Annotated in this window: 14 protein-coding genes; all 14 read right to left on the bottom strand. The window is 39.2% G+C overall.

Annotated features, from left to right (window positions below):
* Nucleotides 1-169: 169 nt before the first annotated feature.
* Entirely contained in the window at nucleotides 170-1,180 is a 1,011-nt protein-coding gene (ruvB, locus tag BCR25_RS14825) for a Holliday junction branch migration DNA helicase RuvB (protein WP_069664365.1), read from the bottom strand.
* Nucleotides 1,181-1,192: 12 nt separating this feature from the next.
* On the bottom strand, nucleotides 1,193-1,804 hold the full coding sequence (ruvA, locus tag BCR25_RS14820) for a Holliday junction branch migration protein RuvA (protein ID WP_069664364.1): 612 nt from the start codon (nucleotides 1,802-1,804) through the stop codon (nucleotides 1,193-1,195).
* A gap of 191 nt (nucleotides 1,805-1,995) precedes the next feature.
* Complete coding sequence (locus tag BCR25_RS14815) at nucleotides 1,996-3,657, bottom strand: peptide ABC transporter substrate-binding protein (RefSeq protein ID WP_069664492.1); 1,662 nt, start codon at nucleotides 3,655-3,657, stop codon at nucleotides 1,996-1,998.
* A gap of 206 nt (nucleotides 3,658-3,863) precedes the next feature.
* The gene (msrB, locus tag BCR25_RS14810) at nucleotides 3,864-4,301 is read right to left on the bottom strand and encodes a peptide-methionine (R)-S-oxide reductase MsrB (protein WP_069664363.1); all 438 of its coding nucleotides are present in this window, start codon (nucleotides 4,299-4,301) and stop codon (nucleotides 3,864-3,866) included.
* Between the two features lie 98 nt (nucleotides 4,302-4,399).
* Nucleotides 4,400-4,894 (bottom strand): acyl-CoA thioesterase, encoded by a 495-nt coding sequence (locus BCR25_RS14805; protein WP_069664362.1) that lies wholly within the window; start codon nucleotides 4,892-4,894, stop codon nucleotides 4,400-4,402.
* 29 nt (nucleotides 4,895-4,923) lie between these two features.
* On the bottom strand, nucleotides 4,924-5,478 hold the full coding sequence (locus BCR25_RS14800; protein WP_069664361.1) for a Maf family protein: 555 nt from the start codon (nucleotides 5,476-5,478) through the stop codon (nucleotides 4,924-4,926).
* 20 nt (nucleotides 5,479-5,498) lie between these two features.
* Entirely contained in the window at nucleotides 5,499-7,571 is a 2,073-nt protein-coding gene (mutL, locus tag BCR25_RS14795; protein WP_069664360.1) for a DNA mismatch repair endonuclease MutL, read from the bottom strand.
* A 30-nt stretch (nucleotides 7,572-7,601) separates the two neighbouring features.
* Complete coding sequence (gene mutS / locus BCR25_RS14790; protein ID WP_069664359.1) at nucleotides 7,602-10,169, bottom strand: DNA mismatch repair protein MutS; 2,568 nt, start codon at nucleotides 10,167-10,169, stop codon at nucleotides 7,602-7,604.
* Nucleotides 10,170-10,171: 2 nt separating this feature from the next.
* The gene (locus tag BCR25_RS14785; protein WP_069664358.1) at nucleotides 10,172-10,540 is read right to left on the bottom strand and encodes a YlbF/YmcA family competence regulator; all 369 of its coding nucleotides are present in this window, start codon (nucleotides 10,538-10,540) and stop codon (nucleotides 10,172-10,174) included.
* A gap of 196 nt (nucleotides 10,541-10,736) precedes the next feature.
* A complete protein-coding gene (locus tag BCR25_RS14780) occupies nucleotides 10,737-11,783 on the bottom strand; it encodes a WxLIP family cell surface protein (RefSeq protein ID WP_069664357.1) in 1,047 nt (348 codons plus the stop codon).
* Between the two features lie 98 nt (nucleotides 11,784-11,881).
* The gene (locus tag BCR25_RS14775) at nucleotides 11,882-12,466 is read right to left on the bottom strand and encodes a WxL domain-containing protein (RefSeq protein ID WP_069664356.1); all 585 of its coding nucleotides are present in this window, start codon (nucleotides 12,464-12,466) and stop codon (nucleotides 11,882-11,884) included.
* Nucleotides 12,467-12,733 (bottom strand): hypothetical protein, encoded by a 267-nt coding sequence (locus tag BCR25_RS14770; RefSeq protein WP_069664355.1) that lies wholly within the window; start codon nucleotides 12,731-12,733, stop codon nucleotides 12,467-12,469.
* 14 nt (nucleotides 12,734-12,747) lie between these two features.
* A complete protein-coding gene (locus BCR25_RS14765; protein ID WP_069664354.1) occupies nucleotides 12,748-15,150 on the bottom strand; it encodes a MucBP domain-containing protein in 2,403 nt (800 codons plus the stop codon).
* 214 nt (nucleotides 15,151-15,364) lie between these two features.
* Complete coding sequence (locus BCR25_RS14760; protein WP_069664353.1) at nucleotides 15,365-16,870, bottom strand: helix-turn-helix domain-containing protein; 1,506 nt, start codon at nucleotides 16,868-16,870, stop codon at nucleotides 15,365-15,367.
* Between the last annotated feature and the right edge of the window lie 123 nt (nucleotides 16,871-16,993).

The raw sequence follows: 16,993 nt of genomic DNA, 5'->3' as shown, positions 1-16,993 counted from the left end.
AAAACTGCTTGAAGACAGTCTCTCTTAAAATCGATTAATCGTTGCAATTCATTTTTTATTTCTGACAAAGAATTATCTCCTTCAACATCACTCCCACTTCACATAACTCTTCAATAAAAAAACTCAAACCACGAAAGGAAATGCATTCCATGGTTTGAGTTTAATTCTATTATTCTTGATAGTAGGTTTGGTAGCCAAAGTGCTCATAGGCAAGCGGCGTTGCAATCCGGCCTCTAGGTGTTCGTTTAATGAAGCCTTTTTGGATCAAATACGGTTCGTACATATCTTCTACTGTTTCAGTTTCTTCACTTATATTGACGGCCAATGTACTTAAACCGACTGGACCGCCGCCATATAATTCGATCATCGTTTTTAACAACTTTTGATCGACATAATCTAATCCTTCATGATCCACTTGAAGTAAGGTCAATGCTTGATCAGCGATCGAACGATCGATCACACCATCAGATTGTACTTGGGCAAAATCACGTACACGCTTTAATAAACGATTGGCGATTCTGGGAGTGCCTCTAGAGCGGCGAGCAATTTCAAAAGCGCCGTCCTCAACAATTTCTGTTTGAAAAATATCAGCAGAGCGCAGGACAATTTCCTTCAAATCTTTGGTTTCATAATATTCCATATGAGAAATGATCCCAAAACGATCTCTAAGCGGTGCCGACAACATTCCAGCTCTAGTCGTTGCTCCGATCAAGGTAAACGGCGGTAAAGGAAAATGAACCGGATGTGCAGTTGTGCCTTGACCTACCATGATATCTACATAGAAATCTTCCATTGCCGAATACAGCATTTCTTCCACTAAACGAGGCAAACGATGGATTTCATCAATAAACAAAACATCACCTGGTTCCAGCTCATTGAGGATCGCTACTAAATCACCTGCACGCTCGATAGCAGGTCCGCTAGTCGTACGAATATTGACATGCATTTCATTGGCGATCACCATCGCCATCGTGGTCTTTCCCAATCCAGGAGGACCGTATAAAAGCGTGTGATCTAGTGCTTCCTCACGCGTTCTGGCAGCTTCGATATAGATCGTAAGCTCTTGTTTGACTTTATCTTGACCGATATATTGTTCGAGAAATTGCGGACGTAGTGATTTTTCCAGTGATTCTTCACCTTCACTGCTTTGTGCTGATAGCAGTCTTTCATCTTCTGTCATAGCTCTTTCCCCCTATCGTTTCATCATTAATTTCAGTGCATTGCGTAAGTATTCGTCTGTTTGTTGTGTACCTAATTCTTCTAATTTAGGTGTAATTCTCTTGATTTCTTTTTCGCTGTAACCTAAAGCACTTAATGCTTCTAATGCTTCAGTCAACGCTTGGTTAGCGGATGACACTTGCGGTGTCTGAGCCATCGCTTCAACTGCTGCATCTGAGGTTTCTAATTCACCTAGTTTTCCTTTTAGATCAAGGACCATCTGCTGGGCAGTCTTTTTACCTACTCCTGGAAATTTCGTTAGGTATTTAGCATCTTCATTTTCGATTGCATTGATCAACCCACCGTGGTCTTCAGACGCCATGATCGCCAACGCACTCTTTGGACCAATACCTGAGACACTAATTAATTTTAAGAAGAGCTGCTTTTCATCTAAATCGCTAAATCCATATAAGGTATGCGCATCTTCACGAATGACCTGATGAATATAGATTTTGATTTGCTGATCTGTTTTTCCGGAATAACGATATGGATTTCCGACTGAAATTTGATAGCCGATCCCGTTTGTTTCTATCACAATATAATAAGGACTGATAAAGGTAACTTTACCAAGGATATACTCGTACATATGTTCACCTTTCTACTTGTGGCTGATTTAACATTTTTTTCGCCACGCTATTCTGCATCATACACGCACATATGTTTTCATTTTAACACAAATCACTAAAAACAAGTAGCACTAAAAGTTGTTCTCTTTTGACTAAATAAAATAAGCCCGCACCAAGATCCGAGATCTTAGACGAGCTTATTCGTTAGTCATTATTCAGAGATATAGGTCCATTTATAGTCATAGGTTGCACCTGCACCATGTGCGACAACCCCTTTGACTTTTGAACTGCGCATATGCGCTTCAGCCTTTTGATAGACTGGTGCTACACCCATTTCATCAAGGATCAGTTTTTCAGCTGCTACCATGTCGTCCCAGCGTTTGTCAGGATCAGCAGCGTCTTTTTTACCAGAAGCTTCAACTAAGGCATCATATTCTTCATTTGAATAACGGCCTCTGTTATAAGCTCCGCCCGTTACAAACAAGTCAGTAAAGCTGCTTGGGTCTGCATAGTCAGCACCCCAACCGCCCATGATCACTTCAAAGTCACCATTTTTACCACGATCTAAACGAACAGTAAATGGTACATTTGTTACTGTCACATCTACACCATCCAAGTTTTCTTTGACTGCCCCTTGAATGTATTCTAGGATTTTTTTCGTTGAATCGGTATCATCACCAACGATGTCAAATTTGAATGAACTAATGCCTAACTCTTTCTTCGCAGCTTCCCAATATTTTTTCGCTGCTTCTTTATCAGCTTTCAAGACATTTTTATTTTCTTCAGCAAAGTCTTTGTTATCCTTTGGTGAAAATGACATTCCCTCTGGCACTAATCCAGTTGAGGCAATCGAGCCATCACCTAAAATACGCTCTACCACAGCATCGCGGTCGATAGAATAAGAAATTGCTTTTCTTAGGTTTTCATTGTGGTATGGAGAATCAGCATCTCTTTGGTTAAACTCCAGATAAGATGTACGGGCTTCTTTTTGGATCACTAGTTCTGGATCATCCGCCATTTGCTGAGCTAGTTCACCACTTAAAATCACATCATCTGCTTGACCATCTTGGAATAAGTTTAACGAAGTCGGTGCTTCTTTCACCACTTTGACTTCAATTTTATCTAATTGAACAGTTTCTTTGTCCCAATATTGATCATTTTTTGTATATGACCATTCTGTATCTGTACCAGGTCCGTCAAAATCAGTCAGTGTAAATGGACCATTGTAAACAGACGCGTCACTCTTCGTTGCATAATCTTTTCCTTGTTCTTCTACCACTTTTTTATTTTGCGGGAAGAAAGATGGAAATGCCAATAAATAGTCAAAATATGGTGTTGTTTGCTCTAACGTCACTTCTAATTCGTAATCACTGATCGCCTTGATGCCTAACTCATCAAGTTCCTTTTTACCAGCGGAAACATCCGCACCATTTTTCACTAATTCAAGCATATACGCATATTCTGCAGCTGTTTTTGGATCAGCTGTACGTTGCCAGCCATATACATAATCTGCAGCGACTACAGGATCTCCATTGGACCACTTAGCGTCTTCTCTAAGTTTAAAAGTGTATGTCAGTCCGTCATCACTTTTCTTCGCCATTTCACTTGCTCCAGCCGGCTGGGGTTTGCTTTTATCATCTAATCGGTATAATCCTTCATAGACATTATTCAATGCTGAAAAACTAATAGTGTTCGTTGCTAAGGATAAATCCGCACTTGGCATTTCTTGTTGTACGACGACCCTAAAAAGCTGTTCCCCACTCGCTTTTTTACCATCGGTACTGCTGGTAGAGTCGGTCTTGCCGCCTCCGCCACATGCTGCTAACACTAACGTTGACAGCATCATAACACTTATCAATTTCGTCGATTTCATTTTTTTCATCTAATTCTCCTCAATAAACAATTATTTTCTTACCGAATATTAATTTTTAGAATATTCATATAATACTAAAAATAATTTAAAATAGCAACTATTTTTATAGCTACTTTATTGTTAAAATAAATAACGATTGTTTTTATAATAAAAAAATAGGGCAGAAAGATAACTCAAAAAGTTATCTTTCTGCCTCAGTTTGATCATTATTCAAATAGAGATTTATATTCTCCATAGCCCTCTTTTTCTAAGTCTTCCACAGGAACAAATCGTAAAGCAGCTGCATTGATACAATAACGTAAACCGCCTTGATCTTGGGGGCCATCGGTGAAAACATGTCCTAAATGAGAATCTGCTTCTTTACTTCGCACCTCAACTCGATGCATCCCTAAAGAAAAATCAGCCTTTTCTTTGACTCCTCGTTTTTCTATTGGGTGAGTAAATGACGGCCAGCCGCATCCTGCATCATATTTGTCAGTCGAACTAAAGAGCGGCTCACCGCTAACGACATCAACATAAATCCCGTCTTGATAAAAATCATCATACTTGCCAGAAAAAGGACGTTCTGTTGCATTTTGCTGCGTAACTGCATATTCGATATCCGTTAATTTCTCTTTCAACTCTTCTTTTGATGGTTTTTCCACGACAAATCACACCCTCACTAATTTATTTACCTTATGATAGCATTATTAATGAAAAAACACTCATTTTCTGTTTAGAAAATGAGTGCGTCGTTTCTCTATTAATTCCAAGGTATATCTAAATCGACATTCTTAGCTAGATCGATGCTTTCCTGCCGTTTCGCTAGACGTATGTCTTTCCTTTTTTCATACCCTTGACAGATAAAGGCTTCTTCATCTGTTTGTGGTTCAATCCTATCTGGCAATTTGGCTCCTTTTGGTACAACAAATGTCATGAAGCACGTACCGGCTAAGTAACGATCACCTGTGAATAAATCTTCTCCGATGACTTTAGCAAAAATTTCCATAGAGCGAGTCCCAACACCCGAGACATACGCATCAATACAAACCGAATGATTCGCTTTTAAAGGTGCTAAAAAGTCTAGATGATCGACAGATGCTGTAACAATAGCAGATCTTGATACACGAACGGCTGCTATTCCAGCTGTTTCATCCAGCCAAGCCATCAATTGACCACCAAATAAGGTTTTATGGAAATTCAGATAAGGATACGTAATGATATGGGTCTGAACAGCCCTTGTTTCGGAGCATTTCATGATGTTCTTCCTTCTTTCTACGTTCGATCTCAGTCAAATGTTGGCAACATGCGGTAGACCGTTGCGATTGGCAACCCCATGATCGAATAGTAATCACCTTGAATACTTTTTACGAGCAAAGCGCCTTGTTCTTGAATCCCATAGGCCCCAGCTTTATCTTTATATTCATCTGAATCTAGGTAATGATTGATTTCTTCATCTGTCAGATCAAAAAATTCTACTGTGGCTGGAACCGTTGCTGATGATTCTTGGTCATCTTTCATCATAACAACACTGGTATAAACTTTATGCGTGCGTCCGCTCAACTGCTTCAACATTCTAAAGCCATCTTCTCTTGACTTTGGTTTACCTAAAATTTCATTATCGATCGCAACGATCGTATCACAGCCGATTACTAAGTCGTTAGGATATTTTGTTGCCACGTGTTTCGCTTTTTGGGTCGCCATTTCTAGTACATAGTCCATTGCAGTAAAATAACTTTTTATTTCTTCATCGATAGCTGCTGGTACAATCTCAAAATCTGAAACGATTCGTCCGAGCAACTCGCGTCTGCGCGGAGATTGTGAAGCTAAGATCACTGTCATTTTCGTCACCTTTTTCATTTTTAATGTGGATCTTGGATCCGTTTGAACATTTTTTCCATGTCTGAATTTGTAAAGTGGATCAAAACAGGACGTCCATGAGGACAATTAAACGGATTTTCGCAGGTTTCAAGATCCTTTAACAGAACTCTTGCTTGCTGCTCATTTAAATAATGATTGGCTTTGATCGAACGTTTGCAGCTCATCATGATTGCTGTCGCTTCGCGGAATTTTTTCACACTAACTTTACCTGTCGTTAAAAACATATCGATCATTTCACGGATAATACTTTCTTCTTCACCAGCTGGATACCAAGTTGGATGGGCCCGAACAATAAAACTGTTTTGCCCAAAATCTTCTAGATGAATCCCCACTTCTGCCAAAATATCTTTTGCCTCTTTGATTTTAAGCGCATCACTGTTAGGATAATCGATTACGATCGGCACTAACAGCTCTTGAAGATCATTCGTCACTTCACCGATTTTTTCTCTAAAATACTCGTACTTGATCCGTTCTTGTGCTGCATGCTGGTCGATAATATATAAACCATCTTTACTTTGGGCAAAAAGATAGGTTCCATGCATCTGACCGAAATATTCTAGTTCTGGAAACCGTTCTTTAGGTCGTTCATCTGAAAGTTTGTTCAAAGCCTGTTCCAATTGTCGGTCAGAATGGGTTGCTGAAAAATCAAATTCAGGATGATGACTCAACTCTTCTTCGTAGACTTGTTCGTCCACCGTCGGCGTTTGTTCTTTTTGTTCCAGCGCTTCATTGACTGGTTCTTCAGTTGTAGTTTCCTCCGTTTCAGCAGATACCGGCTCTTCAGTTGGTGAGCTAAAGGCATACGCCATCAATGCTTCCTTATCAAGTGGTGCTGAATCTGATTGTTCCTGCTGTGGTGTGCTTGGCGGCTGTGCAGAAAATGTTGCCTGTGTTTCTTTCACAAAGAAGCTACCATTTGCAGGATCATAGCCTAAGCTACCTGGTTTTCGTACAGGTTTCGCAGTCTCCGTTTGCTCTGTCAAAGGAATTTCCATCTGTTCGACTTTAGGCTGTTGTTCGACTTTCTTTTTGAAACGAAGATTATCTGCCGCATTTGGAATCAGCTGTTCCTGACTCAACACTTCACGAATCGCTTCACTGATTAAAAGCATCAGTTCCTTTTCTTTACTCAATCGAACTTCTTGTTTGGTCGGATGAACATTGACATCGACTAACAACGGGTCCATTTCAATCTCTAATACAGCAATCGGAAAGCGACCCACCATTAATTTCGACCCATATCCATCAACAATAGCCTTGTTTAGAGCAAAATTTTTGATATAGCGCCCATTGATGATCGTAGATAAATAATTGCGGCTTGCTCTGGTCACCTCAGGCAAAGAAACATAGCCAGTCAACTTAAAATCTAAATCTTCTGCCTCGATTTTCAGCATTTTCTTGGCCGTACTGATACCGTAGATACCAGCAATCGTTTGTTTTAAGTCCCCATTACCAGTGGTGTTCATCATTTTATTCCCATCATGAACTAAGCGAAAAGCTATTTTTGGATGGCTTAATGCTAAACGATTGACGATATCGCCTACATTGGCTAGCTCTGTCTGAATCGTTTTTACATATTTAAGACGTGCCGGCGTATTGAAAAACAGGTTAGAAACCGTGATTTTCGTCCCTTTTCGTAAGGCTGCCGGGCGATGTTCCTCAACTTTGCCGCCTTTCATTTGAATATAACTGCCTTCACCTTGTTCTGATACAGCTGTTTCTACACTAATTTCTGAAACAGAGGCAATACTTGGAAGAGCTTCTCCACGAAAGCCTAAACTGCGAATGCGGAATAAATCGTCTCTTGTATGAATTTTACTTGTTGCATGCCGCTTAAAGGCGCTTAAAATATCTTCTTTAGCGATTCCTTCTCCATTATCGATCACTTGTATTGTTTTTAGTCCTGCTTCTTCAATAAAAATATCGATTTGAGTGCTGCCAGCATCGATGGCATTTTCTACAAGTTCTTTTACAACGGATGCAGGACGTTCTACTACTTCACCAGCGGCAATCTGGTTGGCAAGCTGCTCAGATAATTCTTGAATTTTTCCCATTTGTCCCATCCTTTCCGTTTCTAGCTGTACCTAAATTCTTTTTTGCAGTTCATGCAATTTGTTTAAAGCATCCATTGGAGTCATTTCCAATAGATTCATTTTTTTCAGTGTATCGATCACACTTATTTCATCTGTTGATACTTCTTTGAACAACGACAGCTGTTCTGTATCTTCTTTGATCTCGTCTTTGTATTCGACTGTCTTAGCAGGCTGCTCTTCTGATTCTAAAGCGGAAAGAATCGTTGCCGCTCGTTCGAGTAGAGGACTTGGTAAGCCCGCAATTTTAGCTACATGAATCCCGTAGCTTTTATCTGCTGGACCATCCATCATTTTATGCAGGAAAACCACTTCTCCATTTTTTTCTACAGCACCAACATGGACATTTTTTAGCCCAGACAAGTTTTCATCTAAGACGGTCAGTTCATGATAATGTGTAGAGAAAAGTGTTTTGGCTTTAACTTCTCTGTGGATGTATTCAATGATCGCCTGTGCCAAAGCCATACCGTCATACGTCGCAGTCCCCCGCCCAAGCTCGTCGAATAAGATCAAGCTGTTTGGTGTTGCGTGACGCAAAGCTTGATTGGCTTCCATCATTTCGACCATGAATGTACTTTGACCAGCAATCAAATCATCTGATGCCCCGATTCTAGTAAAGATTTGATCGAAGATCGGCAGCTCTGCAGACTCTGCTGGAACAAAACAGCCGATTTGTGCCATCACGACCGTAAGTGCTAACTGGCGCATGTAAGTACTTTTACCAGACATGTTCGGTCCGGTAATCAGCAAAATAATGTTTTCTTTGTTCATATGCACGCTGTTTGGAATATATTCTTGATGTCCCAATACTTTTTCCACAACGGGGTGACGTCCTTCGACGATGTGCAGATCTTTGCTGTTGCTTTTGAGAGTTGGACGTACATATTGATATCGCTCACTGACCGTTGCAAATGCCTGCAGTACATCGACAGCACTGATCGTTTTCGCTAATTTTTGTAGTCGCTCGATATTGGCTTTAACTTTTTCACGAACTTCCAAGAATAATTGATATTCAAGATCGACAGATTTTTCTTCTGCTTCTAAAATCAAGGTTTCCATTTCTTTCAGTTCTGGCGTAATAAAGCGTTCGGCATTTGCCAAAGTTTGTTTCCGCTCGTATTTTCCTTCAGCTAAATTGGCTAAATTAGATTTAGTGACTTCGATATAATAGCCGAATACTCGGTTGAAACCGACTTTTAAGGTTTTGATTCCTGTTTCTTGACGTTCTTTGGCTTCTAATTCTGCAAGCCACTGTTTTCCATGCCGCATCGCATCGCGGTATTCATCTAGTTTTGCATTGTAATTGTCTTTGATGACATTGCCTTCTGTGATTGCTAAAGGTGCTTCTTCATTGATTGCCTGATCGATCAATTCAACAATATCTTCTGCTGGATTTAAATCTAATAACAGATCATTCCATTCTCCTTGATTGATACCAACGATCAATTCTCGCACAAGAGGAACCTGTTCTAACGAAGTCTTCAGCTGAATCAAATCACGACCGTTGACGTTTCCAAATGCTACACGACCAGCTAAACGTTCTAGATCGTATACTTTCGTTAAAGTTGCTTGTAAATCCACACGCTCAAAATACGCATTCAGCAATGACTGAACCATTTTCTGACGTGCTTGGATCAGTTTTTCCTGAATCAGCGGACGATCCAGCCATTGTTTCAACAAGCGTCCGCCCATCGCAGTTTTTGTTTCATCCAGTAGCCAAAGAAGTGTGCCTTTTTTGAGTCCTGTTCGGATAGACTGTGTTAGTTCTAAATTGAATTTTGAGTAATGATCCATTTTTAAAAAGTGATCAGGTTGATACTCCACAGCTTTTTGGATATGTGCCAAACTACGTTTCTGTGTTGCGGTTAGATAAGTCAACAATTTCCCGGTAGCTTCTATTTCTAAGGCTTCCGTCAATTCACTGGTCAAAAAGTTAAACTCGGCATTTTCTTCTGCTTCTTTTTGCTCTGAAAAGATAACATTCAATCTATTCTTCAACGTTTCCTGCAATGACTCTGACAAGTCACTGCCTAGCACCATTTCTTTAGTTTGCAAAGCCGATGCTTCGTTGATCAAGCCGTCTTCATCGTTTAAAACAGCAGTCTTTAATTCACCTGTACTTAAATCAACATAAGCTAAACCAAAATGCCCATCAGCTTCCACTACAGCTGTTAAATAGTTATTGTCTTTCGATTCCAGTCCTTTGCTGTTCATGACCGTTCCCGGTGTAATCAGCTGAACCACTTCACGTTTGACCATTCCTTTTGTGGTTTTAGGGTCTTCAACTTGTTCACAAATTGCGACTTTATAGCCTTTTTCGATCAATGTATCAATATAGCCCTGCGCTGCGTGGTGAGGAATACCGCACATTGGAATCGGATCATCTGCGTTTCGATTACGACTAGTCAACGTCAGCTCCAATAGTTGTGATGCATTGATTGCATCCTCGTAAAACATCTCATAGAAATCACCTAAGCGATAAAAAAGGAAGGCATCCTGGTATTGTTCTTTGATTGCTAAGTATTGTTCCATCATCGGCGTGTTTTTGGTCTTTTGCGGCATTGTTACCCTTCTTTCTCTAATTCTTCATTAATTCTGTATTGAATCATGTCTGTGACGTGTTGTAAAAGATCATTTGCTTCCATTAATTGTTCGCGATAAGCGACTACTAGCGGATGTTCATCAAATTCTTTCGTTAATTCATCTGCCCGTTGGATCGCTGCTTTTTCTGCCTCTGGTTTGTCGTAATGAGCAAATTGAACGGCATCTTTTTGTGCAGCTTTAATTTGTTCGACTAATTCGGTCAGCTTTTCGTTATTTTGTACTTTTTCTTCTATTTTCTTATAGCGTTGAATCAGATCATCTTCACCGATCAATGCCAACAGCTTCATTAGTTCTTCGTTGATTTTTTTATCTGTAATGGATGGTTCCATGTTTTCACACCTTTATTCTCCAGTAAGATTTTGTTATAAGATACGTCTATTTATTTTAACATAATTCATGTAGAAGCAACAGTTTACGGAAAAGATTAAAAAAATTGTAACGACTGATTTTTCTTCTTAAGAAAATGGAAAAAGAACTAGTCGAGCTAACTCAACTAGTCCTTCTAGATTCATCTGTTCATTCTGTCTATTTTTCCTTTAATTCTTTTACTTGCTCCTCTAGTTCGTTGATTTTTTTCTGTCTTTCTCTATAGTTCACTACGAGCATAATGATCAATAAAAGAATCACTATTCCAATGATATACCACCAATCCTTCACTTCATTTTCATGGACATAGGCTTGATCATTCAATGCTTTTGCTTCTTTTGCCTTGATTTCAAATTCTTCTTCAAAGTTCCAAGTTCTGCCCTTTGATTCTGCTTGGATAGATAAAGTATATTTTCCAGGTTTAAAGTTGGTTTCTTGTAAACTTATCGGATAATCGAACTGCGAGTTGGGTGCCATTTGCAGATTGTCTTTTTTCGTTTCATAAAGAATCGTACTCGTATGTTTCTTTTTAATTTTTGCTGTTACGTTCAGGCGATTTAAATAGGCTGCCTTAGGATTCGTTAATTGGGCAAAAACGACATTTCGATGATTGATTTGGCCTAAATGGATGCTCTTTAGCTGAAGATCTGACGTCACTTCTTTTTGTCCGTGTAAAACGAGTGCGATTACATAACCGAATTGGTTCTTGATCGTTACATCTGTATTTGCCGCTTTAGAATTTTCCTCATCTTCACTTGTAAAGATTAGTCCTCCAGATAAAATGCCTGAAAATGCTTGTTTGGGCATTGTGATTTGATACTCAACGTTTCGTGATTCATGAGGCGCTAATGTGATTTTTTTAGTTGCTGGTTGGACTAGTTGACTTAATTCATATGGAAGCTCTACTGATTTATTTTGCTCACTATTCATATATTCGACAACTCCATTTGTGTTAGTTGTTGCCGTTTTGACGTCTGTATTGACTGTTACTGATTTGTCTGATCGATTACTGACCATTACTGTGATAGTGTGGTGTTCCTCTGGTTTTAACCGTAAATCAAAGTATGTTTTGCTCTCGTCCACTTGCGCAGTAGATGGTACTGCTTTGACTTCGTACGCCGCATCTTGTGCCCAGGCGGTTGTTGTTCCTAAAAAACTTGTGTAAATAACGCCCAGTAGCAACATCTTAAGTAGTCTTTTCAACATATTGATTCCTCCATTTTATTTCTATGTATGTAATTGCTATAAACAAAGAAAGGAAGCAAAAACGGTAGGTTGTTTCACTGCTCTTGCTTCCTGTATTATTACTCGTTTTCTGGTTGATCTAATAACGTCCATGTCAACGTTGTTTTGTATTGTTTGGCTACTTTTGTTGTTTTGCCTGGTACTTCTAAGATGACTGAATCTTTACCGAAGGTTTCGATTGTTGTACCATTTCCTTGTTCAGCTGCAGCTGCCAAAATAGTTGCTCCTGAACCATCTGTATTTAGCACAACGTCTGTTGCTGCAGTTGCTGTCCCTGTGGATTCAGGTGAAATGGCTGGTGCTTTCAGCGTAATCTGCGCGTTGCTTAATTCCTTTTCACCAGCCTTAAATTGACCATTTTGAGCAACTTGAACAGTCCAGCCAGCTTCTGTTCCTCGAATATCTTGTACGGTTGTTGCTGTTTCAGCTTGATTTGTATACACTTCATCTTTTGCTGAGATCGGATTAGAGCCAAAATCAAAATCCGCAACATTTACAAAGGTCAAGGCTCCTTCTGTCGGTGTCGTAAAGCCGATATCACTCTTTGATTCTTTGTTTTCAATTTCCTCTGCATTAGCAAGTATGCTGCTACTCAACACCATTGTTACTGCTGCTATTCCTACTAAAATTTTGCTTACTTTCATTTACAATCGCTCCTCATTCTTTTGAATTCTATATGCTACCATTCTGCTGACTATTAACAGAATGAATATGCCTAGTTTCATCGTTCTATTTGTTTCTTGTTGATCACCTGTTTTTGGAAAACGTTGATCTGTTTGTTTTTGCGTCACGTCATAAAAACCAACGGTGGCTTTTCCTTCTTCCGCATGCCCTTCTCTTACAGTTAAAATTTGGCTAACGCAAACGCTGAGTATCAGTAAGTGCAGAAATAGCTGTTTTTTCTTTTTCACCTCAACACCTCTTCTCACTCATTATCCACAACATCATACAGCTCCCAGCGAACTTCTCCTGAATAATGATCTGCCAATGCCTCGCCAGATTTGACGTCCACTTTCAAGCCAGTATCAGATGTCGTCCAGTCTTGCGTTACGTTACAGTCCTCATGGGTCGTTGTTACTGCGGAATGAATGATTGTTGACAAATTGGTCTGCAAAGTCAGTTTTTTATCATCTTCTACATAGACTAGCGCTTCCGGCAGAACAGCTTGCGTTTTTTTCCCGGTCAATGGTTTGTTCACGGTTGCCCGCAGCTGCCAGTTAGAACCTAAAGCCCGTGTATCTGTTACTACGAGATCTTTGTCTTTTGATTCAACAGTATACTCTTCATTTTCCTTTGATAACTCATGGGTGCCAAAATTGAGCTGAGTGGGTACAGATGAAAAAGCTAACTGTCCTTGATAGCGGTAGTGAACAGTCTGTTTCTCACTAGATATAACCCCTGCAGCATTTTTTGGCTGTTCAATCAATGTATACCCGGAGATCTCTTTTGCTTTTGTTCGGTAGTTCATTCCGATTCGCCCAGTCAACCTTTCTGGTGGCGCGATTTCTTGACCGTCTTCATTTTCATAGGTTACGTTTACTGGTTCTCCTTGAATCAGCCTGACTTGGAGAAGTGCTTCATTACTCTCTTTTGTTTCCTCATTTAAAGTGACAGCTGCCGTATTTGGCACAACAATCTGATCAATCGTAGGGTCAGCGATCGTTTCTTGGCGGATAGTTACATCACCAATAAGATCGAACGTGTAAGTCTTTCCGTAAAATTCTGTGTCTGCTAAGCTTTCTGGCGTTGCTTCGATCACTAGATCGTTATTTTCGCTCATCGCCACAGTGAAACGAGCGCTCGCATCTGTCCCAAATTCATCTTTTATCACAATATCTTGTGCTGAAATCGTTAGATTTTCTGCTAAGCGATCTGTAATCGTTATGTTTTGAATTGGCCTGTATTGCGAATATACAGGTATTTTTTGTGAGATACTGTATAACTTTCTTTTTTCGGCCCCAGTATAATCAAATGGACTGCCTTGTTTTAGTGGTGCTTCTACTTCTCCCCCAGCAATATCTTCTAAACTAGGGAAATCACCGTAATCAAAGGTTGCATTGCTTTCTTCTGCACTGATCGACATATTTGTATGAATGTCATAACCTGAAATGACACTGCCCAGTACTTTTCCTTGCGTGTCATCCAAAACGACTGAAGCTCTTGGAGCCAAGACGGTCCCAATGAATAAGGAAGCATTGCTTTTAAATTGAATTTCTTGTTTTTCATCGTTGAAATTATGGACCAGATGCGTCGCCATTTTATACGTCCGTTCTTTTAGTTCGTTTGGAATCGTATGATTGTCTGACTTGATCAATGGAATCTCTTTGTCTGCATACTTCCCTTCAAAAAAAACGCCTTGATTTCCTTCAAAGGAATATTCTTCATCTCCCGGCAAGCTGGGATACGCTGCCGCGTGAAAGAAGGTGCTGCCGCTAAAATTAAAGGTCGGAAAATGTTTATAATTTAAAATCAGATATGGAGGAAGCATCGTATCTGGATCGTAGTTTGTGTAATTGATTGAAATATCTTGTGCTTGCTGGAAATGATCGATCTGACCATCTACGTCTACAATGATCACCGCTTGATTTGTCTCGCCTTTTTTCAATGCAATATTGATCTGAATTGCGGACTGCCCGCCCCAGTCATTTGTGTTTATAACTTTTTTCTCCGTATTAATCTCTGCTGCTTGAACAGCGAAATTAAAGGCTACCGTTCGATTCAAATCCGTTAATTCAGCATAATAGTCACTAACAGACTGAATATTTTCCGTTACTTGCGAAAAATTTGAAATACCATTTTCTACAAAAGATGGAAAGGTTTGAAGCGACCCTTGATAAACTCGTTCAGAAAAGTTCTGTTTCAAATTAGGATAGTACTGCAACGCATCTGTCATTTCTTTTTCTGATGGTACATTCTCGATGTAGTAGTGCAGCTGCTCGTCATTGAGGTATCTAAAACTAGTACTGTTTGCATACCAGCGGATCATATCACTACCGCTGATCCTCTCTGAAACAACGGCTGGATCAAGTTGATCCAATGTCCAATTATTTTGTGCGCCTTGATAGTTCTGAAAACCACTTTTAGATAAGCCAGACGAACCCGTTGATGTGACATTTCTCGCTAAAAACTGGCCAACAACTTGTTTTTCTTGCAGTTGATCTGTATTAAAATATAAGGTTTCTCCTGCAGTTAAATTTGTTTTTGTTGAAACACCCAATGGATAGCCCGCAGGCGGACTCTTCATTTCAGCATATGCTTGTTCCATTGAGACAACCGTATAGATTAGACAGAAAAGCAACATAAGTAATCCAATACCACTTTTATTCATCGCCCGCTCCTATCTGCTTCCATTCTTACTAATATGGAAAAGCAAAATATCTTTTCTCATATGAAATAATACAAGCTTTTTCAGAAAATGATTACATAATTTTGAAACAGTTTGTTTCAAATTCAAAAAAACGGACTAAAATGATAAAATCCACGTGAGTGAGAAATAACTTTTTGAGTCATCTCCCACTCACGTGGATTTTGGATATAGGTTATCAATTTGAGAATAGGGCTTGATAAAGCAGTTGGTTGATCATATCGATCATTTTCCCCCATTGTTCTGGGTTCAGTCGTTCATCAAAGTAGAAATGTTCTGTTTGAGGATTCATGATTTCATAGGAATCTGAAATAACCAAATCTGCTAACATCACATCATTGGTGAAAATGATTCTTTCCTGGTTGTAGACATCCAAAATAATCTTTTTGATGCCGTCAGCCAAAATCAGATTATCATTAAAAATCACACAGATAGATAAGCTGCCCGCCTTTTTGTTTAAGTAGATACCTGAATAAATCGTCAATGATAAAATCGGTAGTACACCGCTAAGCGCTTGTCTTTTTATTTTAGGATAGAAGGCTTGCTGCTGGATAATTTGTGTGATTTTTTGAAATGTTTCCTCATTTGTGTCATCGTAATCGATAATAGAATGAAAGGATAGACCATTTCGATAGTAGCCGGAAATATCAATATCGACATGTTTGATATAGATCAACAAGATGATCAGATAGAAATAAAATGTATAATAGCCTTCTTCAGAGTAGGTCACATTGAATTCTTTTTTTATTTCATCCATCAAATTTGCAGTACTCTTGGCAATTTCAAGTGATGAGTATTGATACTGCTCAACAATTTTTTTCTTGGTTTCTGGTGAATCTAAATTATATATTAGTCCCCTAACTCCATAGAGCAGCAATGCTCGTTCTTTTTGATACTGTTCTTTTGTTAAATGTTTCTTCAATAGAGGCAGTATCTCTAATTCTTTATTGTCAAAATAGGCAATATCCGCCAAAAATTCATCTGAAAGCGTGATATAGTTCTTTTGCCAAAGCGCTCTTCTAAGTGTGATCAACTGAATGAAGCGCAATTTTGACTGCTGGGATTCTGACAAAGAATCTGCGTGATCAAAGTACTGTTCAAATTCCTTGATCTGCAGCCAAGTTTCAGGATAATTTTTGTTGTCATAGGCGGTTGATTTAAAAACAGACCAATACGAATAAAAACTAAACAAACGTACTCCGATTTCATCGCCTGTTAATGGACTGGATAATTGATCAAATGAAATCTTGCCACCGAAAGGAATCAGCATTTCCTTTAAGAGACGCAACTGTTTATACACCGAGGAACTGCTCATATGCAAATCCAAAGCCATTGCTTCAATCGACTTATACTGCTTTTTCAATAGCGTATCTAAAATGAAAAATATGCCGCTTTTTCGAACATAAAATAAATGCATATAATCGATCAGGTAACCCACACTGTATGCTTCCTTTGTCTGGATCTGATACGTTCCTGTCTGACTATTTTGAATCAATTGCACCGTCCCGGAAAACGTTTCTTCTACTTCCTTGACTAAGTCATGGACATACCGGCTAAGCGTGCTCTTTGTAAGATTGTATTTCTTCATTAATTCATGGAAATGAAGCCCGCTTTTTGAGAAAACAATCGTCTTAAATATTTCAAATTTGATTTGCTCTTTTTTTCCCATAAAAGAATTTCGCATTTTTGTCTCCTCGTCGATCTGTTTGACTTAGTTTAACATTTTATCCCATTATAAATTATTTTGTTTTTTTCTTGTGCAGAAATGCTCAAACAACAACTTATCATAGAAAAAAGCCCGAAATAC

It is taken from the genome of Enterococcus termitis, assembly GCF_001730305.1.
GTDB classification, from domain to species: Bacteria; Bacillota; Bacilli; order Lactobacillales; family Enterococcaceae; genus Enterococcus_L; species Enterococcus_L termitis.
This window is presented reverse-complemented; position numbering and strand designations above follow the sequence as displayed.

Excerpts from the sequence above, each read along its gene's own strand:
- BCR25_RS14765 (WP_069664354.1), bottom strand. The coding sequence starts at position 15,150 with ATGAATAAAAGTGGTATTGGATTACTTATGTTGCTTTTCTGTCTAATC.
- mutS (WP_069664359.1), bottom strand. The coding sequence starts at position 10,169 with ATGCCGCAAAAGACCAAAAACACGCCGATGATGGAACAATACTTAGCA.
- BCR25_RS14760 (WP_069664353.1), bottom strand. The coding sequence starts at position 16,870 with ATGCGAAATTCTTTTATGGGAAAAAAAGAGCAAATCAAATTTGAAATA.
- BCR25_RS14775 (WP_069664356.1), bottom strand. The coding sequence starts at position 12,466 with ATGAAAGTAAGCAAAATTTTAGTAGGAATAGCAGCAGTAACAATGGTG.
- ruvB (WP_069664365.1), bottom strand. The coding sequence starts at position 1,180 with ATGACAGAAGATGAAAGACTGCTATCAGCACAAAGCAGTGAAGGTGAA.
- BCR25_RS14785 (WP_069664358.1), bottom strand. The coding sequence starts at position 10,540 with ATGGAACCATCCATTACAGATAAAAAAATCAACGAAGAACTAATGAAG.
- BCR25_RS14805 (WP_069664362.1), bottom strand. The coding sequence starts at position 4,894 with ATGAAATGCTCCGAAACAAGGGCTGTTCAGACCCATATCATTACGTAT.
- BCR25_RS14815 (WP_069664492.1), bottom strand. The coding sequence starts at position 3,657 with ATGAAATCGACGAAATTGATAAGTGTTATGATGCTGTCAACGTTAGTG.
- BCR25_RS14800 (WP_069664361.1), bottom strand. The coding sequence starts at position 5,478 with ATGACAGTGATCTTAGCTTCACAATCTCCGCGCAGACGCGAGTTGCTC.
- ruvA (WP_069664364.1), bottom strand. The coding sequence starts at position 1,804 with ATGTACGAGTATATCCTTGGTAAAGTTACCTTTATCAGTCCTTATTAT.
- BCR25_RS14780 (WP_069664357.1), bottom strand. The coding sequence starts at position 11,783 with ATGTTGAAAAGACTACTTAAGATGTTGCTACTGGGCGTTATTTACACA.
- mutL (WP_069664360.1), bottom strand. The coding sequence starts at position 7,571 with ATGGGAAAAATTCAAGAATTATCTGAGCAGCTTGCCAACCAGATTGCC.